The organism is Brevibacterium sp. UBA7493 (genome assembly GCF_002479565.1).
Classification (GTDB): Bacteria; Actinomycetota; Actinomycetes; order Actinomycetales; family Brevibacteriaceae; genus Brevibacterium; species Brevibacterium luteolum.
Map to the genome: position 1 here is coordinate 33975 of NZ_DLOD01000005.1, position 23675 is coordinate 57649.

At 69.2% G+C, this 23675-nt stretch carries 19 protein-coding genes, 1 tRNA gene and 1 pseudogene; 10 read left to right on the plus strand and 11 right to left on the minus strand.

All coding sequences use genetic code 11. The features are described 5' to 3' along the window. Positions 1–191: 191 nt before the first annotated feature. The gene (locus B4E96_RS04425; RefSeq protein ID WP_286956551.1) at positions 192–890 is read right to left on the minus strand and encodes a rhomboid family intramembrane serine protease; all 699 of its coding nucleotides are present in this window, start codon (positions 888–890) and stop codon (positions 192–194) included. A 140-nt stretch (positions 891–1030) separates the two neighbouring features. Between B4E96_RS04425 and mfd the strand changes: the two genes are divergently transcribed. From mfd to B4E96_RS04475, 10 genes are all read left to right on the plus strand, one after another. Next, positions 1031–4648: a transcription-repair coupling factor gene (gene mfd / locus B4E96_RS04430; protein WP_286956552.1), complete on the plus strand. Its 3618-nt coding sequence runs from the start codon at positions 1031–1033 to the stop codon at positions 4646–4648. Beyond that, entirely contained in the window at positions 4645–5565 is a 921-nt protein-coding gene (locus B4E96_RS04435) for a MazG nucleotide pyrophosphohydrolase domain-containing protein (RefSeq protein ID WP_286956553.1), read from the plus strand. Before mfd ends, B4E96_RS04435 begins: the two co-directional genes overlap by 4 nt. Continuing rightward, a complete protein-coding gene (locus B4E96_RS04440) occupies positions 5540–6313 on the plus strand; it encodes a tyrosine-protein phosphatase (RefSeq protein ID WP_286956554.1) in 774 nt (257 codons plus the stop codon). The genes B4E96_RS04435 and B4E96_RS04440 overlap by 26 nt, the downstream gene beginning before the upstream one ends. A 63-nt stretch (positions 6314–6376) precedes the next feature. Further along, positions 6377–7657, plus strand: coding sequence for a phosphopyruvate hydratase (gene eno, locus B4E96_RS04445; protein ID WP_102163136.1), 1281 nt, complete (start codon positions 6377–6379; stop codon positions 7655–7657). Between the two features lie 270 nt (positions 7658–7927). After that, positions 7928–8497 (plus strand): FtsB family cell division protein, encoded by a 570-nt coding sequence (locus B4E96_RS04450; RefSeq protein WP_102163135.1) that lies wholly within the window; start codon positions 7928–7930, stop codon positions 8495–8497. After that, positions 8494–8997 carry a DUF501 domain-containing protein gene (locus tag B4E96_RS04455; protein WP_286956556.1) on the plus strand — a complete coding sequence of 168 codons (504 nt, stop codon included), beginning with the start codon at positions 8494–8496 and terminating at the stop codon, positions 8995–8997. The genes B4E96_RS04450 and B4E96_RS04455 overlap by 4 nt, the downstream gene beginning before the upstream one ends. A gap of 46 nt (positions 8998–9043) precedes the next feature. Further along, positions 9044–10033, plus strand: coding sequence for a Ppx/GppA phosphatase family protein (locus B4E96_RS04460; RefSeq protein ID WP_286956557.1), 990 nt, complete (start codon positions 9044–9046; stop codon positions 10031–10033). An 11-nt stretch (positions 10034–10044) separates the two neighbouring features. Further along, entirely contained in the window at positions 10045–11412 is a 1368-nt protein-coding gene (locus B4E96_RS04465) for a S8 family serine peptidase (protein WP_286956558.1), read from the plus strand. 40 nt (positions 11413–11452) lie between these two features. Next, positions 11453–12826, plus strand: a complete 1374-nt coding sequence (locus B4E96_RS04470) for an NAD(P)/FAD-dependent oxidoreductase (protein ID WP_286956559.1) — start codon at positions 11453–11455, stop codon at positions 12824–12826. A 159-nt stretch (positions 12827–12985) separates the two neighbouring features. Beyond that, positions 12986–13059: transfer RNA gene (locus tag B4E96_RS04475), tRNA-Leu, on the plus strand. On the opposite strand, the gene B4E96_RS04480 is transcribed toward B4E96_RS04475, so the two are convergent. From B4E96_RS04480 to B4E96_RS04525, 10 genes and pseudogenes are all read right to left on the minus strand, one after another. After that, the gene (locus B4E96_RS04480; protein ID WP_144318553.1) at positions 13019–14722 is read right to left on the minus strand and encodes a recombinase family protein; all 1704 of its coding nucleotides are present in this window, start codon (positions 14720–14722) and stop codon (positions 13019–13021) included. The two genes, B4E96_RS04475 and B4E96_RS04480, sit on opposite strands and share 41 nt — an antisense overlap. 182 nt (positions 14723–14904) lie before the next feature. Continuing rightward, complete coding sequence (locus B4E96_RS04485; protein WP_144317201.1) at positions 14905–15123, minus strand: hypothetical protein; 219 nt, start codon at positions 15121–15123, stop codon at positions 14905–14907. Continuing rightward, positions 15123–15707, minus strand: coding sequence for a hypothetical protein (locus B4E96_RS04490; protein WP_211346259.1), 585 nt, complete (start codon positions 15705–15707; stop codon positions 15123–15125). Before B4E96_RS04490 ends, B4E96_RS04485 begins: the two co-directional genes overlap by 1 nt. Before the next feature lie 12 nt (positions 15708–15719). Then, on the minus strand, positions 15720–16175 hold the full coding sequence (locus B4E96_RS04495; RefSeq protein ID WP_259804123.1) for a single-stranded DNA-binding protein: 456 nt from the start codon (positions 16173–16175) through the stop codon (positions 15720–15722). Positions 16176–16233: 58 nt separating this feature from the next. After that, positions 16234–18030: a type IV secretory system conjugative DNA transfer family protein gene (locus B4E96_RS04500; protein ID WP_144317199.1), complete on the minus strand. Its 1797-nt coding sequence runs from the start codon at positions 18028–18030 to the stop codon at positions 16234–16236. Then, positions 18027–18554, minus strand: coding sequence for a hypothetical protein (locus B4E96_RS04505; protein ID WP_286956563.1), 528 nt, complete (start codon positions 18552–18554; stop codon positions 18027–18029). Before B4E96_RS04505 ends, B4E96_RS04500 begins: the two co-directional genes overlap by 4 nt. 29 nt (positions 18555–18583) lie before the next feature. Beyond that, positions 18584–20143: an ATP-binding protein gene (locus B4E96_RS04510; protein ID WP_259804122.1), complete on the minus strand. Its 1560-nt coding sequence runs from the start codon at positions 20141–20143 to the stop codon at positions 18584–18586. Then, positions 20140–21333, minus strand: a complete 1194-nt coding sequence (locus B4E96_RS13360; RefSeq protein WP_211346237.1) for a hypothetical protein — start codon at positions 21331–21333, stop codon at positions 20140–20142. The genes B4E96_RS04510 and B4E96_RS13360 overlap by 4 nt, the downstream gene beginning before the upstream one ends. Before the next feature lie 52 nt (positions 21334–21385). Further along, positions 21386–22852 (minus strand): SCO6880 family protein, encoded by a 1467-nt coding sequence (locus B4E96_RS04520; protein WP_144317196.1) that lies wholly within the window; start codon positions 22850–22852, stop codon positions 21386–21388. A gap of 6 nt (positions 22853–22858) precedes the next feature. Continuing rightward, positions 22859–23675: pseudogene (locus B4E96_RS04525) on the minus strand (conjugal transfer protein TrbL); the annotation flags it as partial.

Consider the following 23675-nt stretch of genomic DNA (forward strand, 5'->3'; position numbering starts at 1 on the left):
ATGAATAACTTTTCTAACTTTGGTCAGCTCTGCGTTTTGCTCAGCTTTAGCCCTTCTCACCATTGACTTTGCTCAGCTTTAGCTCTGCTCGGCGTTGACTTTGCTCACCTCTAGCCCTGCTCAGTGGCGGCGGGCTGCGTGTGCGAGGGGGGAGCTTCACTCGGCAGTGGGCGGGTGTGAGGACGTGGCCCTCAGTACAGTCCGCCGGTGCGGCGCGGGGCGGTGGTCTCACCGCTGAGGGAGTGCCAGCGCGGCTGCCCGGCGATCCAGGCCGCCAGCCCGCCGCCGATCGCACCGAAGAGGTGGCCCTGCCAGGAGATGCCGGGGAACAGCGGCAGCACACCGGTGAGCATCGAGCCGCCGTAGAGGATGATGACGAGCAGGGCGATGACGCCGAACATCAGCCGGCGCAGGATCGAATCGGTGAAGACCGCGCGCAGGATGAGGTAGCCGAAGTAGCCGAACACGAGACCCGAGGCGCCGACGGTCAGCGTGCCGGGAAAGTTGACCGCCCAGGCGCCGAGCCCGCTGACAACGGCGATGACGGCGGTGACGAACCAGTAGCGGCGGATGCCCTCGGCAGCGACGAGCAGCCCGAGGACGAGGAACGGGATCGTGTTGGCGATCAGATGCGGCCAGCCCGAGTGCAGCAGCGGAGAGAAGACGATGCCGATGAGACCAGTCGGCTTCCACGAGCGGACTCCGAAACCGTTGAATGAACCCGGCAGCACGAAGTCGGCGGCGGCGATGATCCACATGAGCCCGAGCAGCACGATCGGCTGCAGCAGTCGAACCCCGACATTCGAACCGGGCAGGGCGAGATCGGACCGGATTCTCGATCCGGTCTGCCGGGAAGGCGTGCGGTTGAGGTCAGAGGGCTCGAAGCTCATGGGCTCATTCTCGCAAGCGAAACTGATAGGGCCCTCCACAGCGGAGCCGGGCAGCACGGGCCGCAGGTTCCGTGCCGGTGTCATGAGCCTCACCGCCTAAGCGAGCCCGCCGGACACGGAAGCCGAGTAGACTTTACGGCGTGTCTGTGACCGGAATCTCCCGCCTGCTGCAAACCAACACCGCCTACAGTGCTGCCCTGGCAGCGCTCGCTGACACCTCGACGGCAGGCGGTTCGATCAGCGCGATCACCGGGCTGTGGCCCTCGCTCATGTCCGAGGCCGCCGTGACCGGGACGCTGCTGGCCGTCACCGCCACCGGCCGGGAGGCCGATCACCTCGAACGCGCACTCGCCGACTACCTGCCCGCCAGCTCGGTGGCGGTATTCCCCAGCTGGGAGACGCTGCCGCACGAGAAGCTGTCCCCGCGTTCGGACACCGTCGGCCGCCGGCTGTCGGTGCTGCGCCGCCTCAGCCACCCCGGCGATGCACCGTTAAGCGTCGTCATCGCCCCGATCCGGGCGCTGCTGCAGCCGCTTGTCACAGGGCTCGGCGATCTCGAGCCCGTGCAGCTGAAGGTCGGTGACGAAGTCGAACTCGCCGACCTCGCCGAACAGCTCTCCGACCTCGCCTATTCGCGCGTCGACATGGTCTCCCGACGCGGTGAGTACGCGGTGCGCGGCGGCATCCTCGACATCTTCCCGCCGACGGATGACCAGGCGCTGCGCATCGAGTTCTTCGGCGACGAGGTCGATGAGATCCGCCCGTTCTCCGTTGCCGACCAGCGCTCCCTGCCTACTGCTGACGACGCCGTCTACACCCTATGGGCCCCGCCGTGCCGTGAAGTGCTGCTGACCGCCGAAGTCCGCGAACGTGCCCGCAGCCTCATCCCACAGCTGCCGCAGGCTACTGAGATGCTCGACAAGATCGCCGACGGCGTCGCTGTCGAAGGCATGGAGTCCCTCGCCCCGGTGCTCGCCGGAGAGATGGAGTCCTTCGTCGACACCCTGCCGGCCGGCACCCGGATCCTCGTGACCGCCCCGGAGAAGGTCGCGGCCCGAGCTGAGGACCTCGTCGCCACGACCGAGGAGTTCCTCGCCGCCGCGTGGACGTCTGCCGCTGCAGGCGGGAAGGTGCCGATCGACCTGTCGCCGGCCAGCTTCCGCACCTTGGAGGAGACCCGCGAGGCTGCCGCTGCGCGCAGCCTGCCGTGGTGGGAGATCGGCGGCTTCGCCCGCGATGCCGAACTGGCCGAGTCCACCGGTGAGACCGTACTCGAGGTGCCAGGCCGGCAACCACGCGGCTACGCCGGCGACGTCGAGGCGATCCTCAGCGATGTGCGCGTACTCGTCCATGACAGCTGGGACGTTTTGGTTCTCACGGAGGGCCGCGGCCCTGGTGAGCGGATGGTCGAGGTGTTCTCCGAAGCCGATGTGCCGGCCCGGTTCGTCGACGATCTCACCGAGCCCACTACCTCGGGCGCGGTGACCGTGACGACGGCTGCGGACTTCGGCGGGTTCGTCATCGAGGAGATGACGCTCGCCGTCCTCACCGAGGCCGATGTGCTCGGCCGCGCCGCAGCCACCTCGACTCGGGACATGCGCCGCCTGCCGGCCCGCCGCCGGCGCCACCAGGTCGACCCGCTCGACCTCAAACCCGGCGACTACGTCGTCCACGAACAGCACGGGGTGGGCCGGTTCGTCGAAATGATCACCCGCACGATGGGCCGCGGGCCGCAGGCCCACACCCGCGAGTACCTCGTCATCGAATACGCGCCCAGTAAGCGCGGCCAGCCCGGCGACCGCCTCTACGTGCCCTCTGACTCCCTCGACCAGGTCACCCGGTACGTCGGTGGGGAATCACCGTCGGTGAACAAGATGGGCGGTTCGGACTGGGCGAAGACGAAGTCGAAAGCCCGCAGAGCGGTCAAGGAGATCGCCCGCGAGCTCATCCACCTGTATTCGGCCCGCCGCGCCTCCTCCGGGCACGCCTTCGGCCCGGACACCCCGTGGCAGCGTGAGCTCGAAGACGCCTTCCACTACATGGAGACCCCCGACCAGCTGACCACCATCGATGAAGTCAAAGCCGATATGGAGAAGCCGATCCCCATGGACCGGCTCATCTGCGGCGACGTGGGCTACGGCAAGACCGAGGTGGCGGTTCGTGCGGCGTTCAAGGCGATCCAGGACGGCAAGCAGGTTGCCGTGCTCGTGCCGACGACCCTGCTCGTCCAGCAGCACTTCGACACCTTCTCCGAACGCTACTCCGGCTTCCCCGTCACCGTCGGTAGACTCTCCCGCTTCGAGTCCCCAGCCGATTCGGAGAAGACGAAGAACGACCTCAAAGACGGCAGCCTCGACCTCGTCATCGGCACCCACCGGCTGCTCTCCGGTGAGGTGCAGTTCAAGAACCTGGGGCTCGTGATCATCGATGAGGAGCAGCGTTTCGGCGTTGAGCACAAGGAGACGCTCAAGGCGCTGCGCACCAATGTCGACGTGCTCGCCATGTCGGCGACCCCGATTCCGCGCACCCTGGAGATGGCGGTGACCGGGATCCGGGAGATGTCGACCCTGGCGACCCCGCCGGAGGATCGCCATCCGGTGCTCACCTACGTCGGCCGGTACGAGGACCGGCAGGTGACTGCGGCGATCCGCCGTGAGCTGCTGCGCGAAGGCCAGGTCTTCTTCATCCACAACCGCACCCAGGACATCGAGAAGACCGCCGCCCACTTAGCCGAGCTCGTCCCGGAGGCGCGCATCGCCGTCGCCCACGGCAAGATGAGCGAGCAGCGCCTGGAGCAGGTCATCGTCGATTTCTGGGAGAAGCGCTACGACGTGCTCGTGTGCACGACGATCGTCGAGACCGGCATCGACATCTCGAACGCCAACACCCTCATCGTCGACCGCGCCGACCGGATGGGCCTATCCCAGCTGCATCAGCTGCGCGGCCGCGTCGGCCGCTCGCGTGAGCGCGCCTACGCCTACTTCCTCTATCCAGCCGACATGACGCTGACCGGGACCGCTCACGACCGGCTGCAGACCGTGGCTGCCCACACCGAGCTCGGTGCGGGGATGCAGGTGGCGATGAAGGACCTGGAGATCCGCGGGGCCGGCAATCTGCTCGGCGGCCAGCAGTCCGGTCACATCGAAGGCGTCGGCTTCGACCTCTACGTGCGCCTCGTCGGCGAGGCGGTAGCGAACTTCCGCGGCGAAGGCGAGGAGAAGGTCGCCGAGATGCGCATCGAGCTGCCGATCGACGCTCACCTGCCGACCGACTACGTCGAGCACGAGCGGCTGCGGCTGGAGGCCTATCGCAAGCTCGCCGCGGCTACCGATGATGCCGAGATCGCCGAGGTGCTCGCCGAGCTCACCGACCGTTATGGTCCCTACCCCGAGGCGGTCGAGGTGCTGGCAGAGATCGCGCGGCTGCGCATCCGCGCCCGTGCCTCCGGCGTGCAGGAGATCCTGTCGGTGGGCAACACGATCCGCTTCGCGCCAGTCGAGCTTGCCGATTCGCAGATCGTCAGGCTCAAGCGCCTGTACCCCAAGTCGCTCATCAAGCCGGCGCTGCGCGCCATCCAGGTGCCCAAACCGCAGGCAGGGGTCGGCTTCGACAAGAAGGACCTCGTCGACCGGGAGCTCATCGACTGGGTGCACCAGTTCCTCGATGCGATCCTGCCCGCTCCCGAGGCGGAGGCCGGGTCGGCAGAGAAGGCCGGGTCAGAGGAGAAGGCCGGTGCAAAGGTGGAGACGAACGGATGAGCACTCCGCGCTGGCAGCGTCCGGACACCACCGGCATGACGGCGGCTGAGGCCGTCGCCTACCTGCTGGCGCGCTGCCCGTGGGGTGCCGCCCAGACCCACACCGGGCTGCAGAAGCACCTCATCGAGGAGACCCACGAGCTCATCGGCGCCCTTGACGACTACGCCGCTGATCCGCATGAGCGCACCGCCGCCGAGGTGGAGGTCGAGCTCGGCGATGTGCTCTACCAGGTGCTCTTCCACGCCGCCCTGCTCGACCGGCAGGCCGCCGGCGGGCAGGCACTCGCCTCGATGCGCGACCACGAGGATCTGCCGGGCGAACCCCTGACACCTGCGGCGATCCGGCGCGTCGATGCGCGGCTGACAGAGAAGATCATCCGCCGCCACCCGCACGTCTTCGACTCGACTGCGCCAGTCGACATCGACGAAGTCGAACGCCGTTACGAAGCGATCAAGACGGCCGAACGCGCAGCCGCCCGGCAGCTGGCACCCGACCCCGATCCCGCTGGGGAGCACGCCGCTGGCCAGCAGGCCGCGGCCGCCGCCCGCGCCTCGTTCGACTCCCTGCCCGCCAGTGTCCCTGCTCTCACCCGTGCCCAGGCGGTGCTCGGCCGGATCGAACGCCTCGCACTCGACCAACCGGACACCTCAGGCCCGGACACCACTGGCCCCACCACCTCGGGCTCGGCCACCACCCCAGGTCAGGCGCCCACCCCTGGTCAGGCGCCCACCGCCTCGGGAGCGGAAGCCGCACTCGGCCGGGAGCTCTTCGCGCTCGTGAGCCGGGCCTACGCGCAGGGCCTCGACGCCGAGGCCGCGCTGCGTCGGGTAACCTCCGAAGTGGAGGACGCAGCCGTCGAGCAGGCCCGCAGGCAGGCCGTGGAGGGTGGAGATGACACAGCAGATGCACGTCGCTGAGCGGATCCCGATCCCGGGTACGTTCAACTTCCGCGACATCGGCGGCTGGCCGACCAGCAGCGGCACCGTCGCGCGCGGGCTGCTGTACCGCTCCGACGGCCTGCACAACCTCACCGACGCATCCCGGGCAGCGCTGCGTGAGCTGAACCTTGCTACCGTCATCGACCTGCGCGAAGAGCGCGAATCCCACCGCGCCCCCGATGCCCTCAACGGGCTCGACGTCGAGCACATCTCACTGCCGGTCTTCGACAACCGCTACTATCCGCTCGACCCGAACGCCGCGCGCGTCGAACTGCCCGATCACAGCCTGCCGACGATCTACCAGACGATGATCGACGAATTCGGGCCCCGCCTGGCCGCCGGTGTCGAGACGATCGCGGAGCGCGTGCGCACCCCGGTGCTCATCCACTGCTCGGCCGGCAAGGACCGCACCGGCGTGCTCTCAGCCTTCGTGCTCAGCCTGCTCGACGTCGACCGCGAGCACGTCGTGACCGACTACACGATGACCGAGCGCTATCTCGGCGCCGAGTTCGTCGCAGCACTCGGCGCGAAGTTCGCTCAGGCCGGGATCGTCGCCGACATCTCGAACACCGCCACCCAGGCACCGGCCGGCCTCATCACCGCAGTGCTCGATCGGCTCGATGACGAATACGGGGGAGTGGCCGGCTACCTGTGCACCCACGGCATGAACCCCGAGGCGGTCGACGAGCTGCGCGCCGCTCTCGTCCGCCCCGCACACGTCGACTAAGCTGATCCGCGTAGACCCCGTTCCCGCCCCACAGCCGATGCATCAGGCTTGAAGGAGACCACAGTGGCCGAAATCATTGCTGCCAATGCCCGCGAGATCCTCGACTCCCGCGGCAATCCGACCGTCGAGGTCGAGGTGCTGCTCGAAGACGGAACAGTCGGCCGCGCCGGCGTGCCCTCGGGTGCCTCGACCGGTGAGTTCGAAGCCGTCGAGCTGCGCGACTCCGACCCCGAGCGCTACCTCGGCAAGGGCGTCCAGCAGGCCGTCGATGCCGTGCTCGACGACCTCAACAACGCCATCGCCGGCTTCGAAGCCGAAGAGCAGCGCCTCATCGACCAGGCGATGATCGACACCGACGGCACCGACAACAAGTCCCGGGTCGGCGCCAACGCCATCCTCGGTGTCTCACTCGCCGTCGCCCGCGCCGCCGCCCAGTCTGCAGACCTGCCGCTGTACCGCTACCTCGGCGGCCCGAACGCCCACATCATGCCGGTGCCGATGATGAATATCCTCAACGGCGGCTCGCATGCCGACTCGAACGTCGACATCCAGGAGTTCATGATCGCCCCGATCGGGGCCGCCAGCTTCCGCGAAGCCCTGCAGTGGGGCACCGAGGTCTACCACGCGCTCAAGGCCGTGCTCAAGGATCGCGGCCTGTCCACCGGCCTGGGCGATGAGGGCGGTTTCGCCCCGAACCTGGAGTCGAACTCCGAGGCGCTCGACCTCATCATCGAAGCGATCGAGAAGGCCGGCCGCAAGCCCGGCAAGGACATCGCGCTCGCCCTCGACGTCGCCTCCAGCGAGTTCTTCAAGGACGGCGCCTACCAGTTCGAAGGCGAGACGAAGACCGCCGCCGACATGACCGCCTACTACGCCGACCTCGTCGAGCGCTACCCGCTCGTGTCCATCGAGGACCCGCTGGATGAGAACGATTGGGACGGCTGGATCGAACTCACCGGCGAACTCGGCGAGAAGGTCCAGATCGTCGGCGACGACCTGTTCGTCACCAACCCCGAGCGGCTGCGCCGCGGCATCGAATCCGGTGCCGCGAACTCCCTGCTCGTCAAGGTCAACCAGATCGGCTCGCTGACCGAGACCTTCGATGCGGTCATGCTCGCCCAGACCAACCGCTACACCTGCATGATCTCCCACCGCTCCGGTGAGACCGAGGACACCACGATCGCCGATCTGGCCGTGGCCACACAGGCCGGCCAGATCAAGACCGGCGCCCCGGCCCGCTCGGAGCGCGTCGCGAAGTACAACCAGCTGCTGCGCATCGAAGAGCAGCTCGCCGATGCCGCCCGCTACGCCGGACGCTCGGCCTTCCCGCGCTTCCGCGACTGACACCGACCGACCACCGGCTGCACTCCCGCCTCGCCAGGCGAGTGCGGCTGAGGCGACCCGCTCCCGAGGTGGGGTGCACGACCGTGCGTGCACCCCACCTCGTGCATGGGGCGCGCGACGTGGGTTGTGGGGCGGTTGCCGGGGTGCGTATAGGCGCATCTCGCACGTGCTCGTGCGAACACGCCGCACGAAATGAAGGCTGTCGGCTGCGAGGCCAGGCAGACTTGGTGCCACACACCTTTCTTCCCCTGATCAGCTCATGAGGTGGCAATGGCTCCGACGTCCTCTGCAGCACAGCGCCGCGCCCTGGCTGCCAAGCGGAAGTCCGCTGCCTCCCGCAAGCCGAAATCCGCCAAGGCCCAGGCGCCTGCTGCCCGCACACGCAGAGCCCAGCCGGTCGTCGACCTCTCAGGCACCGACATCGACGCGACCGCGGCCGGGCGCCGCCTGCCGGCGCGCACCATCATCCTCGGCGTCATCGCCGCGATGCTGCTGACGATGTTCCTGCCCTCGATCTCGACCGGGATCGCCCAGTACCAGCAGATCGCCGCCCTGGAGCGCGACATCGAGGTCACCGAGCAGGAGGTCGCCGATCTCAAGGAGCGGCAGGAGCAGCTCAAGGATCCCGCCTACCTCGCTCAGCGGGCCCGCGAGGACTACCACTACGCCAAGGACGGTGAAGAGGTCTACATCGTCATCGACGACACCGGCGAGGAGGTCGCCACCGAGACCGCGGAGGCCGGGGCAGGGGAGAAGCGCACCGTGCGCAGGCAGCCGTGGTACATCGAGCTGGTAGATTCTCTCAAGGCCGTCGGTTTCGCAACAGAAGAGAGCCCATGATCACCGAATGCACCGAAGCGGACTTCGACACGATCCGCGCCCAGCTCGGCCGGATCCCGCGCGGAGTCGTCGGCGTCGCTGCACGCTCGAAGACCGGTGAGCCGCTCGTCGTCGCCACCGCGCCCCGGCTGGAGGACGGCACCCCGTTCCCCACCACCTTCTACCTCACGCACCCGGACTACGTCACCGAATGCTCCCGGCTCGAAGCCGCCGGCGTCATGGCGCAGATGAGCGAGCAGCTCGCCGAGGACGAAGACATGCAGGCCGCCTACCACAAGGCCCATGCCGCCTATCTGGAGGCCCGCCGGCAGATCGGCATCGACGCAGGCATCGGCGAGGTGCCTGAGATCGATGACTTCTCCGCCGGCGGCATGCCCACCCGTATCAAGTGCCTCCACGCGCTCGTCGGCCACGCCCTGGCCGCCGGGCCAGGCGTCAACCCGGTCGGCGACCTCGCCCTGTCGATGATGGACGGGGTGCCGCCCGTCGCCGAGGTGTGAGTCACCTGGACCGGCAAGCTGCCCTGCGGCGTCTAAGCTGGATGGCATGACCCGATCTGCTGCCATCGACTGCGGAACGAACTCCATCCGCCTCCTCATCGCCGACATCACCGCCCCCGCTGACGGCGGGCCGCTGCAGGTGAGCGATGTCGTACGCGAGATGCGCATCGTGCGCCTCGGCCAGGGAGTCGATGCCACCGGCCGGTTCGCTTCCGAAGCCTTAGAGCGCACCTTCGCCGCCTGCGAGGAGTACGCCGAGCTCATCCGCGCCCACGAGCCGGAACATGTGCGCTTCGTTGCGACGTCTGCCAGCCGGGATGCGGCCAACCGGGCAGCGTTCTTCGCCGGTGTGCGCGCACGCCTCGGCGTTGAGGCGGAGGTCATCACCGGCATCGAAGAAGCGCAGCTGTCCTTCACCGGCGCGACCGTCGGCGTGCAGGCGGCCGCCGACCCGGCACCGACCGGCCCGTTCCTCGTCATGGATCTCGGCGGCGGCTCCACCGAACTCGTCACCGGTGCAGTCGGGCCCGCCGGGGCTGAGCTGACCGGGGCGCACAGCATGGACATCGGGTGTGTGCGCCTGACCGAACGCCACCTCAGCTCCGACCCGCCGACTGATGCTGAGACCGCGGCGACGGTCGCCGATGTCGACGCCGCCTACGATGCCGCCTGTGCTGATGTCGACGTCTCCGGTGTGCGCACCGTCATCGGTGTCGCCGGCACGATCACCACTGTCACCGCCGCACTGCTCGGACTCAACGCCTATGAACCCGAGGCGATCCACGCCGCACGGCTGGAACCCGAGCAGCTGCAGGCCACCTGCCATGATCTGCTGCACATGCCGCGGGCTGAGCGGGCCGCACTGCCGTTCATGCACCCCGGCCGCGTCGACGTCATCGGTTCCGGGGCGCTCATCTTCGCCAGGCTCATCGACCGCATCACCTCTGATGCCCAGCAGCCTCCTGCGATCTACGCGAGCGAGACCGACATCCTCGACGGCATCGCCATCGGCCTCAGCCAGCGAGCCGGCAACTGAAGGCAGCCGACATGACCGTCGCCGACCGAGACGCCACCGGCCTCCCGCGCGCCCGGCGAGTCAGGGCTGCCTGGGCTGGCAGGGCTGCCGGGCAGAAGCTCGCCGCCGCTGCCGCGGCCCTTGCGCTGGCCACCGGCGCGGGACTTGCCGAGGCGACTCTCGCCTCGGGCCCGGCGCAGGCGGCCGAACCCGAGGCAGGACCCGGCCAATGGTTCATCGCCGACTACGGCATTGACGAGATGTGGAAGGCGACGACCGGGAAGGGCACGACGGTCGCTGTCATCGACTCCGGCGTCGATGCCGCGCATGAGAACCTCACCGACACCGTTGTCAAGGCCAAGGACTTCTCCGAAACCGGTGCGGACGGCACCACCCCTCTCGGGGACGGGTCGATCATCCACCACGGCACCGCCGTCGCAGGCGTGATCGCCGGCAACGGCTCCGGGCCAGGGCCGATGGGCGTGGCCCCGGACGCCGACCTGCTCTCCGCCTCGATGTGGCTGGGTAGCAACCGGCCTGAGAGCTCCCCGCCGTCCCGGCAGCAGGCCGCGGCCGCGCTGCGCTGGGCCGTCGACGAGGGAGCCGATGTCGTCAACATGTCCCTGGGCTGGGACGACCCGACCTGGGACCCAGACTGGGACGAGGCCTTCGCCTACGCCTTCGAGCACGACGTCGTCGTCATCGCCTGTGTCGGCAACCGCTCACAGGGCGCGCGCAGAGCCTGGGCACCGGCGACTGTGCCTGGTGTGGTGGGTGTCGGCGGGCTGGGCGCCAACGGGCAGGTGCGCGCCGAATCGACCGCCCCGGGCATCGCCGTCGATCTCATGGGACCGGCCGAGGACATCCCCGTCCCGCTGCCCGGCGGCGAGTACGGCACCGGCGACGGCTGTTCGTTCGCCGCACCCGTCGTCGCCGGGGTCGCCGCTCTCATCCGCAGCAATGACCCGGATCTGTCCGCCGATGAGGTCGTCGCCAAGCTTTACACCACAGCCACCCCGGTCCCCGGTCACGACGGCACGACGACACCCGAGCAGCCCGACCCAGTCGTCGGCCACGGCCGCCTCGCCCCAGGCGCAGCGCTCAGCGCCGATGTGCCCGCCGACGTCCCGCAGGCCAGGCAGCAGCTGGCCGACTGGGTGACGATGCACCGCCGGGCACCGGCAACGGCCGAACAGGCCGAGCCGGGAGCTGATTCCGGCAAGGAGACTTCCCCTGAAGGCGAAGCGCAGATCACACCGGCCACCGCCTCGGCGGTAGGGCCGGCCGTGCTCATCACGGGGGTGCTGGCCGGTGCGGGACTCATCACTGCCGCGGTTGCGCGGATGCGGCGTGTGCGGCCGTCTGACGGGGGATCTGACATCACCCCGGAGGGAAAGTGAAAGTTTTCACAAACCTTGGGGCGGTCGCTAGAATGGGGTTATGGCACTGATTCGAAACAGCAAACTGCGTCCTCGTATTCTCATCGTCGGAGGCGGCTACCTCGGCCTCGTCACCGCCCAGAATCTGCTGAAGAACCTGGGTCGCGGCGAAGCGACGGTCACTGTCGTCGACCCCAACCCCTACATGACCTATCAGCCGTTCCTGCCCGAGGTGGCAGCCGGCTCGATCGAGCCGCGTCACGCCGTCGTGCCGCTGCGCCGCAACCTCAAGGGTGCGGAGGTCGTCACCGGCTACGTCCGGTCGATCAACCACGCTGACAAGTTCGTCACCGTTGAACCCGAGGGCGATGAGCCATTCGAGCTCGACTACGACCAGATCATCCTCGCTGCAGGCTCGGTGGCCCGCACCCTGCCGATCCCGGGTCTGGCCGAAGAGGCCATCGGCCTCAAGCGGATCGAAGAGGCCGTTGCCCTGCGCGACCACGTCCTGAACAACATCTCCGAGGCCTCCCTGCTCGAAGACGACGAAGAGCGCCGCCGGCTGCTCACCTTCGTCTTCGTCGGCGGCGGCTTCGCTGGCATGGAGATCCTCGCTGAGCTCGAGGACATGGCTCGTGCCGCCGTTGCCCAGTACGAGACCCTGACCGAGGCTGACCTGCGCTTCGTCCTCGTCGAGGCGATGGGCCGCGTCATGCCCGAGGTCGGCGAGGCTCAGGCCCGTTGGGTCGTCGAGCACATGCGCGAGCGCGGCATCGACGTCTACCTCGAGACCTTCCTGCAGGATTGCACCAACAAGCACATCCAGCTGTCCAACGGCGAGGAGTTCGACTGCGACACCGTCGTGTGGAGCGCCGGTGTCAAGGCCAACCCGGTGCTCGTCGATTCCGATCTGCCCCTTGATGAGCGCGGCCGCGTCACCGTGCGCGCCGACCTGCGCGTCGAGGGCGATGAGGGTGTTGTCGAAGGCGCCTGGGCTGCTGGTGACAACGCTGCTGTGCCGGACCTTTCCGGCGGCGGCGTGGGCGGCTACTGCGTACCCAATGCTCAGCACGCTGTGCGCCAGGCCCCGGTGCTGGCTGCCAATGTGCTCGCTGCGCTGCGCGGTGAGACCGAGTTCCGCCAGTACTTCCACAAGACCATCGGCACGGTTGCCGGTCTGGGCCTGTACAAGGGTGTCTCGCAGATGGGCGACTTCGAAGCCCGCGGCGTGCTCGCCTGGGCGATGCACCGCGGCTACCACGGCTACGCCATCCCAACCATCGACCGGAAGGTCCGGGTGTTCGGAAACTGGGCGCTCAACGTCGTCTTCGGCCGCGACGTTATGCCGCTCAAGGACCTCGATGTGCCGCGCAAGTCGTTCGTCGACGCCGCACACTCGAAGCCGGCCCCCAAGAAGGAGCCGGCCAAGGGCTGACCGTGACGCTCATCTGAGCTGAGAACGCCGCTCGTGGGGATCCTGTCTGGGGTCCCCACGAGTGTTCTGTGGGTGTGCCGTCAAGTCAGGTGTCTCCGGGTGCACTGCTGTGGGCGGAGGGCGTTGGGCGGCGCTGACTCGGTTAGACTGTTAGCCGTCGCCCCTATAGCCCAATCGGCAGAGGCAGTCGACTTAAAATCGATTCAGTGTGGGTTCGAGTCCCACTGGGGGCACCCAACGCACAAGGCTCGAACCTTGGCCCGAGGAATCAAGGGCTGGGGTTCGGGCCTTGTCGGCGTTCTCTGCCCAGGTGAGCGCGTCGGCGTTGACCTCGGGGTCGAGCAGCATCTCGAAGGGCCGGTTGTTCTCGACGCGCAGTTCGTCGTCCTCCTCGATGTAGACCTTGGTGAAGAAGGCCTGGTTGCACAGGCGCCGGTTGGCGTCGTCGCAGCGGGCGTAGATGTCGGCGCAGTTCTCCAACAGGTTCAGGGCGTCGTCCAGGTGCGCGCGGGCGTCGGTGTACTCGCCGTGGTGGGCGTCGAGGCGGCGGTTCACCTGGTCGAGTTCTCCGGCGATGCGGTCTTGTTCCCGTTTGAGGACGGCGAGCGGGATCGCGTCGGCGTAGTGGGCCTGCATGAGCCGGTCTTGCTCGTGCTCCAGGCGGTCGCGGTTCGCGGTGAGCTGGGCGAGTTCGTCGGCTTCGGCGGACATCAGCCGGTCGAACTCGTGGTGCAGCATCCCGGCCAGAGCTTCGCGTCGGGCGGGGGTGAGTTGCACGCGCTGGTAGTAGTTCTCGATCAAGTGCTCGACGTCCTCGATGAGGATGGCCTGCCTCGTGCAGTCGGTCCGCTTGGAGTGCCGCCCTGAGCAGACGAAGTAGGGGTAGACGTTGCCGTGTCGGTTCTTCGCGTTTGACACGATGAGGCGGGACCCGCAGGCCCCGCAGTAGACGGTGCCTTTCAGGTAGTGGTCGTGCACCTGGGTTGCCTCGGATGCGCTCTTGTGCGCGGTGAGGACGGACTGCACCTGGTACCAGACCTCGGCCGGGACGAGCGGCTGGTGCGCACCCTTGTAGGCGACGCCGCGGTAGATCACGTCGCCCTTGTAGTACGGGTTCGTCAGCATTCGGTGTACCGAGGACACAGCGAGCGGTTTCGAGGGCCGCTTCGGGGTGGGAAGACTGACCAGCCCTCGCGACGTCAGCTCGTCGTGGATCTGGCTGACGGTCCAGTTCCCGGAGGCGTATGCCTTGTATGCCCACTCAATCAGCGGTGCCCGGTCGGGGTCGAGCTGCACCGTGCGAACTTCGCGGCCGAGCTCGTCGCGGGAACGGATGTTGAGGTAGCCGATCGGTGCCTTGCCGACCGTGCCGCCGGTGGCGGCTTTCTGCGTCATGCCCTTGATGACCTCGGTGGCGAGATTGCGGGAGTAGAACTCCGCGATCGTGGACATGATGCCGTGCAGCAGCATCCCGCTGGGGGTCTCGTCAATGTTCTCGGTCGCGGAGACGAGCATGACCCCGGCCTCCTGCAAGGCGAGGTGGATCGTTACGTCGTCGGCGCGGTTGCGGGCGAGCCGGTCGACCTTGTGGACGATGCAGTACGCGACACGGTTGCGCTTGACGTACTGGATCATCCGCATCAGCTCGGGCCGGTCGGCCTTGCGGGCGGACTCGCCCGCGTCGATGAACTCCTTCACGATGACCGCGCCGAGCTGTTCGGCCTTGCGGCGGTTGGCCTCGCGCTGGGCGGGAATGGAGAAGCCTTCATCGGTGCCGCCCTTCTCGGCTTGCTCCTTGGTGGAGACGCGCAGGTAGGACACCGCGAGTGCGGTGCCCTGGGGCGGTTCGATGAGACTGCGCACCGGGTCTGGAGTGCGCGCGGACGTGGTACTCATGGGGGCCTGCTCTCACGAAATCTCGGCCCTCGCGCTCGGGCTGAACGCCCGAGGGGTGCTGATCGTGAGAGGAAGCCCGAAAGCTCTAGGACTAGGCCGGAACGGCCACGTAAACGTTGCCCGCCGGAGCGGGGTTTGGGACCACAACACCACGTCGACGCGAGGCTTGCTTGTGCTCGATTCTACCCGGATGCCTGGTCGGCGACCATTGCCGGACGGTAGGTCTCCGGTATTGCGGCGGCGCGACGCTCGGCGCGCGATCGGCCGGTCTCCTGCAAGGTCAGCCGGATCAGAACCTCGGCGAGCTTGTGCAAGTCGGCGTCCTCGCGATGTACCGCGCGTACGGAGAATGAACGGTCCTCATAGCGGCGCCGGTCGGTCTTCTTGACGTAGGTGCCCATCAGTCGCGCAACTCCCCAGTGGCAGGGTCGAGGCCGGCGTAGAACTCGTCCTCGGCCTGCTTGCGGGCGGCGACGTCATCGAGGACGAACTGCACGAAGTCCTCGTCGCGGTTGGCGATGATCCGGTCCTCGACGGGCTCTGCCGGGTCCTCGCCGGGCCAGACGGTCTGCCGGGTGGGGCGGTCTCGGTCGAGGCGGGTGCCGCAGGCGGCGACCCAATCCCTGAGCCGCTGTCTGGCGTCGGCGAAGTCGCGGTGCCAGCCGAGCGGCGCGGAGGCGTTCTGCTCGCTGTCGTAGGCGGCCAGCCAGTGCAGGTGCAGGGCCGAGAGCTCCCAGACGAGCTCGGGGTGGCGGTGCCAGAACGGCGGCACCACCGATGCGGGCAGACCATATGTCGTGCGGAGCCAGTTGACCCACTTATTCAGCTCCAGCCACTCGGCCTCGGCTTCCTCGCTCGTCAGGAGGTTCCAGTTGATAGGGTGCGGCGGCTCGGGCAGCAACGACCCCTCAAACTCCTCGGGCGCCTCATCGAGGTCGGGCTCGTCACCCAGGTCCGGCGCGTCGCTGTCGTTCTCGTTCATCATGGTCACCGCCGGTCAGAGTCCGAGCGCCGGTGCGGCGTTGCGGGCCTCGCGGCGCGCCTCGGCATCGACGGACTGCCCCGCGGCTTCTCGCGTGACGGCGGGCTGGCGGCGGGTCCGCTTGACCTCGTAGCGGGTGCGGGCGAGGTCGTGGCCGAGCTTCTTCGCCACGAACTCCTCGGCTTTGACGACTTCGCCGTCCGGCGTGGTGTGGTCGTACTCGCGGACGTAGCCCTCTGCGACGAACTTGTCGCCCTTGGCGAGGCGGTCGTGCGCGCGTTCGGCGGTCTTCTTGAACGCGACGAGGTCGTGGAAGGTCGTCTCGGTCTGCGTGAACGACCCGTCCTCCTCACGGCGGTAGTGTTCCTGGCCGATCTTGACGTACAGGCGCGCGTCGCCGCGCTCGGTGTAGGTGAGCTGCGGGTCGGAGGCGATAAACCCGGAGAGGGATTCCTGCGTGTGGAGAGCCATCGGACTGTCCTCATTTCTGACATCGACGGGCGGCCCCACAGCCGGGGCCGCCCTTGTGTCAGGCAGGTGCGCCCGGCTCCTCCAGCGGACGGCGTTGCAGCAGCGCCTCGATGCCGGCCCGGTCGGCCCGCAGTTCCTTCGCATCCGGCCGGTCGAGCCAGGTCCGCATCCTCGTGACTATGGGCGGCGCGGAGCGCAGCAGCACGAGCGCAGTCCCGAACGGCAACGTCCTGATCGTGTCGGGCGGCATGATCGGGACGCGCCGGATGGAGCGTTGCGCGGAGCGGGAGCCGTGGTCTCCGACCGTGGTGGAGTCGGTCACCTCGTCGCGCTCGCCGATGAGCGTGGTCAGGTCGTGCAGGTCGCGGCTGTTGGAAGCGCCGCCGAGGATGATCTTGACGATGGAGGCGTCCCAGATCGCGCCGGCGGCGTTCTCCGACCATTTCTCCCGCGCCTGAGCGAGGCTTTGGAGTACGGGCATGGTCGTGATCCCGGTGCCGCCGCCTTCGGCCATGAGCGTGGGCAGTGACGGTAAGGGGGCGAGGTTGCCGACCTCATCGAGGGCGAGCAGCAAGGGCGGGTCGAGCCTCGCGCCGGGGCTTCCGGCGGCGATGCGGCGGGCGGCTTCCACGACGTCTTCCACGAACGCCGCCACCAACGCCGCGCTGTTGTTGGCGCCGGCGCCGGTCGCCAGCAGGTAGAGCGTTCCGCGGGCACGGAGAAAGGCTTCGGGGTCGAAGTTCTCGCCTTCGCGCGGCGACACGGCGTCGAGCACGCGCGGGTCCGCCAGGGCGGCGAGGGCGAGGGAGACGCCTTGCCAGATGGAGTCGCGGGTTCTCGGGTCGGAGTCGATCATCGCCTGTAGCGACTCCGCCCACCCGACAGCCGCTCGTGGGTTCGCTGTCAGGATCGCGACTGCGTCCGCGGCGGCGGATGGGTCGAGGGTCCACCGGAACAGTTCACCCGGTGGGCGACGGTCGAGGGCAGCGGCGTGGAGCAGGGCTTGGAGGGCGGTGCGGGTCTTGCCTTCCCAGAACCCGCCGCCTTCGACTCCGCCTGCGGACAGGCCGGTGCCGGCGGCGAGTCCGGTGGCGCGGATCATCGCGGTCAGCGGGTCCTCGCACCCGCGGATGGGTGACCATCTGAGGCCTGCGGGGATGCCTTCGGCGAGGTGCTGTGGGTCGAACACGGCGACCGGGCCGATGCGCTCGCGGGCGCGGAGAGTCGCGGTGAGGTTGTCCGGCCGGGTCGAGGTGGTGACGACTGCGCCGGGTGCGTCGAGGATGGTGTTGATGACGATGTGGGCGCCCTTCCCGGACCGGGGCGGGCCGATCAGCAGGATGCTGTCCTCCACCGATGCCCACACGCTCTTGCCGCGCGACTGGCCGATCCGGTAGCCGACGTCCTCCGGTGTCGGCTTGTGGAGCGAGGGTCGCAGGTGCCCGGCCCGGCGCAGCAGCGCGGTCTCGGAGGCGGCCTTGGTGACCTCGGTGCGGGTGGCGATACCGGGGATGCGGTAGGGGTCGTTCTTGACCTGTCGGCCGTGCTCGCGGAAGAACCGCCACCCCCAGCACCCTGCGCCAGCGGCGGCGAGGATGAGGACGGCGGCGGTGATCCAGTACGCCACGACGTTCAGACCGGGTGCGCCGAGCGCGGCCGCCGGGTCGCCGGGGTTGAGCAGCACGCCCAACCCGGCCTCGACTCCGCCGGCGGGTTGCCCGGTCCCGGTGATCCACGCGGCGACCGAGCCGGCGCCGCGGAGGATGGCGGCGAGGATCGCGGCGCCGATGAGGAGGCCGATGCCGAGGTTGCTCAGCTCGTCCCCGAGCGATCCCGTCGGCCTCGGGGTGGTCATTCGGGGTGCCCGATCGTGAGCGTCCCGGAGACGCGGCCGAGCAGGATCACCTCTCGGGTCGGGCTCACGGCGAGCTGGCCGGCGGTGAGCAGGCCGCGCATCGCGCCGTCCGGGGCGGCATCGCCGTGGGCGATGACGACGGCGATCGCCACGTCCTCGCCCGGCACGAACCCCTCGCCGTGGAGCGCCACGAGTTCGGGCGGAGCACTCGCGACCGGTGGCTCAGGTGCGGGGGCGGGTTTTGGTTCGGTGCGGCGGCGTCTGGTCGGAGTGATGATGTCGGTGAACGTGCTTCCGTCCGCTTCGCGCACCTCGACCCGCACCGGCGAGCGGCGCTGTTCGGTGAGCTGGTCGAGGACGGCGGCGAAGTCCTCTCGTCGCCACGGAGGCGCGAACGGCTCCGGCTCGAACGGCACGCCGTCGACGGTGACCGTCATGCGTCCGTCGTCGGTGATCGTGATGACCACGAGCGGGAGAACGACCGGCACAGCCTCGACCTCGTCACGGTGAACAGACGCGGGCATGATCGTGCGCTTATAGCGGGGCCGGGCCATCACGCCGCACCGCCCGCGGCGGGAACCGTCAGCGAGGCCGACGGTTCGTCATTCTCAACGGTGAACTTCCCGGTTTCTGCGATCATGCGGCTCGTGGTGTCGAAGGCGGCGAACTCGGCGGGGTGGAGTTGGTGCTGCACGACGAAGGAGCGGTCCTTGATGCGCCACAGCCCCTGCCCGGTCCCCAGGCCGGGAAGCAGCTTCTGCTCAGTGCCCGTGAGGCCGAGCGCTGTTGCGGTGGAGCCGAGCTGGTCGGCTTCCTGCCGGTAGACGATCCTGGTCTCCGCGTTCGCCAGCAGCGACGATGCGAGGGCGCGCATGGCGGAGCCCTGGTCGCCGACGTTGTCGAGGTCGGAGAGCTTGTGGAAGATCAGCATGTTCGCGATTCCGAAGTGCCGGGCGAGCCGCCACTGGGCGTCCATACGCCGCAGGAGGGACGGGTAGGCCATCAGGCGCCAGGCTTCGTCGTAGATCACCCAGCGTTGCCCGCCTGCCGGGTCGGACAGGGCCGACTCCATCCACGCCGACGAGCACGTCATCAGCACCGAGATCAAGGTGCTGTTCTCCGCGACCCGGGACAGGTCGAGGGACACCATTGGCAGGGACGGGTCGAACCTGACCGTGGACGGGCCGTCGAACAGTCCTTGGAGGTCGCCCGCGACGAGTCGGCGCAGGGCGTGGCCGACGAGCCGACCGTCTTCCGCGAGCCGTCCATCCGCGTCGTCGGCCGAGGTTGGGGTAAGGATGCGGTCGACGACCATCGGCAGGATCGGAACCTCCGCGCTCCGTACCGCGTCTTGGAGGGCGAGGTCGATCGCGGTGTGCTCCAACGGCGTCAGCGCCCGGTCCAGCACGGTCTCTGCGAGGGCGCCGATAAGGTCGCGGCGGCGGGAGGCGACCTGCATCGCCCACTCGCTGTCGGACACCGCGGATGGCCTATGGCCCTCATCGAGAGGGTTGAGGCGGTTGGAGAGGCCGTGGCCGAGGATGATTGCGCGTCCACCGACGGCTTCGGCGACGGCGGTGTGCTCGCCCTTCGGGTCGCCGGGGACGTAGACGCGTCGTCCGAACGGGAGCGAGCGCGTGTAGAGCGACTTTGCCAGGCTCGACTTGCCGGAGCCGACGATGCCGGCCAGGACGACGTTGGGGGCGGTGATGATCCCGCGCCGGTAGAGCACCCACGGGTCGTAGACGAACGACCCGCCGGAGTAGAGGTCCTGCCCGACGAAGATCCCCTCCGATCCGAGGCCGCCTTCGGCCAGGAACGGGTACTGCCCAGCCAACGTCGCACTCGTGTCCTGGTGCTTGGGGAGACGGAACCGGCCCGGCGTGCGCAACGCCGCAGGCCCCGGCTCGCCAGCGGCGGGCAGGTAGGTCGTCGCGCGCCGCTCGGCCTGCTCCGCCTCCCACAGGGCCTTCGCCTCGGCCTTCCGTGCCTTGCGGGCGGTGGTCTCGATTCGGGTCGCAGCCTGCCGGCGGTCCTTACGGGCCCGGCGTCGTTCGCCTTCGGGGCCGACGAGCACGGCCGTGTGCAGGCGGCCCTCGTCCTGCGCGGTCACAGCGCGAGCCCCCGGCCCTGCGCCGTGGCGGCACCGGGGCGTCGAGTGAACCAGTCGCCCGCGCCGCGCTCGCGGTTCGCCGCCTGGGTGTTCGCGCGTGCAGGCTGGTGTGCGACGCGCGCCGACGCCGCGGTCGACGCGGGCGCGGGAATCGGGGTGTCGATGCCGAGGAGTGCCGGGTCGGGCAGGGCGCCGTGCTCGCGCAGTAGCGAGACGTGGCCGAGGAACGGGTTGTAGGTGAGGGTGTAGACGTCTCGGGTCGCTACCTTGTCGAGGGCACCGGTCGGGGGCTCGTCGTAGACGTAGCCGTTCTCGAGCGCTGTCTGTACGGTCTCCTCGCCGTAGTCGAACCCGGCCAGGTGCTCGATCGCCGCGTCCGTGCCCTCCCGGTCGATGAGGTCCAGCACCTCGTAGGCCTCGGAGCCTTGGAGGAACACGACGCTGATCCACCGCACGCCCGCCGCCTCCCCAACGGTGGGCGCAGGGCCCTGCGGGCCGCGGTCGGCCAGCTCGGTCAGGGCGTCGGAGTTCTGCCGGGCGACGTCGGCGGTCCACTCATCGAACGGCCCCTCATACGCCGTGCCGTTGTCGGTGGCGTGTTGGTGCGCATCGCCTGCTGCGGTCAGGTAGGCGGCGAGGTCACGCAGCGCCCGCTCCGGTGAGACAGGCGCGCCGGCCCCGGTAAACAGATCCCGCCCTTGGATGCTCTGCCCGCTGTCCCGGTGCTCGATGAGGTAGGCGTAGCGCTGGTGCTGGCCCAGCGGCTCGTCCGGCCACACCGTCAGCGTGAGCGTCCCGGCCTGCACGCTCGTACGCCCCGCCCCCGCGTCTGCGGGGTCGGGTGCGGGGTGCCAGGCGATACGCCCGGAGTGCTGGGAGGCGGCGTCGAGCCGCCAGGCCACGGAGTCCAGGAGTGTGCCGGCCTGGTGCAGCTCGTCCGCGGCCGCGAGGGCCGAGGTCGCGCCGGTGGCCTGGTTCCCGGCGTCGTCGTGCGCGCGGGCACGGGGAGCGATATGGGCGGCGGCGAGCTGATCCAGTACCTGCCGCAGCGACCGGACTCCGGACAGCAGGTCACCGATCACTGGGTAGGTGTCGGCCGGGTCGGTGAACTGGCGGGTTGCGTGGGCCAGGCCCCGCAACGCGGCGGACGCCTCCGTGGCGTCCGCGACGGGGTTATCGAAGGTAGGCATGAGCGTTGTTCCTCACAGAAGCGTCGGATGGTTGGTGGGCAGGTGCGCCGGGTCAGACCGGCCGGCACAGCGGCAGCGCAGCGGCGGTGAAGGCCTGGGCTTGCTGGCCGACGAGGCGGCGGGTCTCGCAGGAGGCTTGGATCGCGGCCTGCTCGACCGCGGCGACCGCGGCGTCGAGCTCATCGACGGTCGGCGCGGAGACGGACACGAGGCCGGAGACGCGCAGGACGCCGTGCCCGGCGGTCAGGTCCGCCTCTTGCTGGAGGACGTCGTCCAGTTCGGCGCTGGTGGCGGCGTCTTCGATCTGCCCGATCTTGCGCCGCTGCGCCTGGTCGCTGATGAGTTCGGTCTTCTTCTTCCGCAGGTCCCGCGCGGCCTGATCGGCGCGCACCGGCGTGTAGTGCAGGGCGAGGGTGCGGAGGATGCCGTTGGACAGCACGAGCGGGGCAAGGAACCCTGGGTAGACCTGCGAGCGGGGCCACTCACTGATCCACAACACCGCATGGAACGCACTGTCCGACCGCAACCGATCCCACGTCTCGGTCACCGCTACCGGGCCCGCCGTCGCCAGATCCCGCCCGAGGTCGCCATGCCGTTCTAGCGCGGGAGCGGCGGCCGGGTCGTACGCCGAACGCAGGATGACGGCGACCTCGCCGGGCGTGAGCCACCCCGTCGAGGTGAGCTCCGCTGCGCGCAGCGCCGTCGTCAGCGTGGTCATCTCCTGCCGGAGCACCGCGGCGGCACCGCGCATCCCGCCACCGGAAGTCCTGATCTGCCGGCTCGCGGCCTTCATGTCCAGCGCCAGGCTGATCGTCGTGGCGTGGCGTTCCCCGGCGGGGCCGGCGCGCTCGATCAGCTCGGCGTAGGTGGTCGCGGCCCAGGACCCGTCGTCGGTGCCGTGCGTGCGCCACCACTCCGCCAACCCCGTTCCCGAGTCCGGCAGCGTCCGCTCCGACACCTGGATGCGGGCGATGCGCCCCGAACGGCAGGCCGCGGCGAGGACGCGCCCCCACCCGGAGACCCTGCGCTGCTGCTCACCGGGATCGAGGAGCACGAACGCCGGATGCGAGACGCCGAGGATCGCAGTCAGCGTCTGCGCGTGCGGGTCTTGGATCATCGCCGCCCCGGTCTCGGGGTCCTCCCATTCCCGCAACGGTGCCGCATCACCCGGAAGCGCGAGCGTCCCGGCAGGTCTCGGCTTGATGACGCGGCGCCGATAAATGAGCTGCCCCAGATACGTGCGGGCGATCCAGCGGGCCACGATGGGCACCCACTCGATCACCTTCCGCCCACCCGCGGGGATCACCGCGAGCAGTGCTGCGGTGGCCCATACCGGGGCGGTCCAGGCGAAGGCCAGGCCGCCGCCGAGGTAGAGCGAGAAGACGACTGTGAGCACGGCGATGCCGAGGACGATGAGTTGCGGCAGCGACAGGCCCAGCATGATCCCGCGCTTGGTGAGCCGGGAGAACTGCACCGCCGCCAACGGGTAGTCACTGTTCGCGTGCGTGTTCGTAGACATCGCAGGTCACCCCTTCCCGGTCGGCTTGGACGACGGCGGAGGTGGCGGGTCCGACCGGCGCCGAGGCGCGGGCGAGGACTCCGCCGAGCCGGTGGACGGCCCGGACGGCGGCGCCGAGGACGGAGCGGCCGGGGGCGGCGTCGACGGTGCGGGACGCTGCGGCGGGGTGCCTTGCGATGGTGGAACCAGCGGCGGGGATGCCTGCTCCGTGGCCGCGCCTGCCTGACTGTCGGCCGCTCCACCGACCGCATTGCCGGCCTTCGGGCCGGCGGTCGCCGCGCCCTTGACCACCGCACCGCCGACGACGACCGCAGCACCCACAGGGCCGGCGGCTGCACCAGCACCCGCAGCGCCCGCTGTCCCGGCCCCGGCACCAGCGGCGGTGCCAGCTCCCGCTCCTGCCCCTGTCGAGGAAGCGGCGGCTCCTGTGCCCGCTGTGCCGGCTCCCGCACTGGTGGGCGCCGCCGACGAGGAGGTAGGCGGCGGTGTTGGACTACCGCCTCCTCCGCCACCGTTCGAGGGTGCGCTGCCGGAGTCGGTGCTGCCGTCGAGTACCTTCTTGGCCGTGTCAGCCTTCGGCGCAGACGGCACTGGGACAGGCCGGTTCAGCGCCGACTTCGCCTCCTGCTCCGACGACATCGCGTGGTACATGTCGAACCCGACGAAGGACAGGAACTTGTACGTGATGTACGGGGCGAACGCCGCGATGAACATCAGCGCGACGCCGGCGATCGGGTCGGAGATGGATGCCAGGTCCGCCTCGATGGGGGCGGAGACCTGGCCGATGGCGACGAGGAAGATCACGACGAGGACGAGCTTGGAG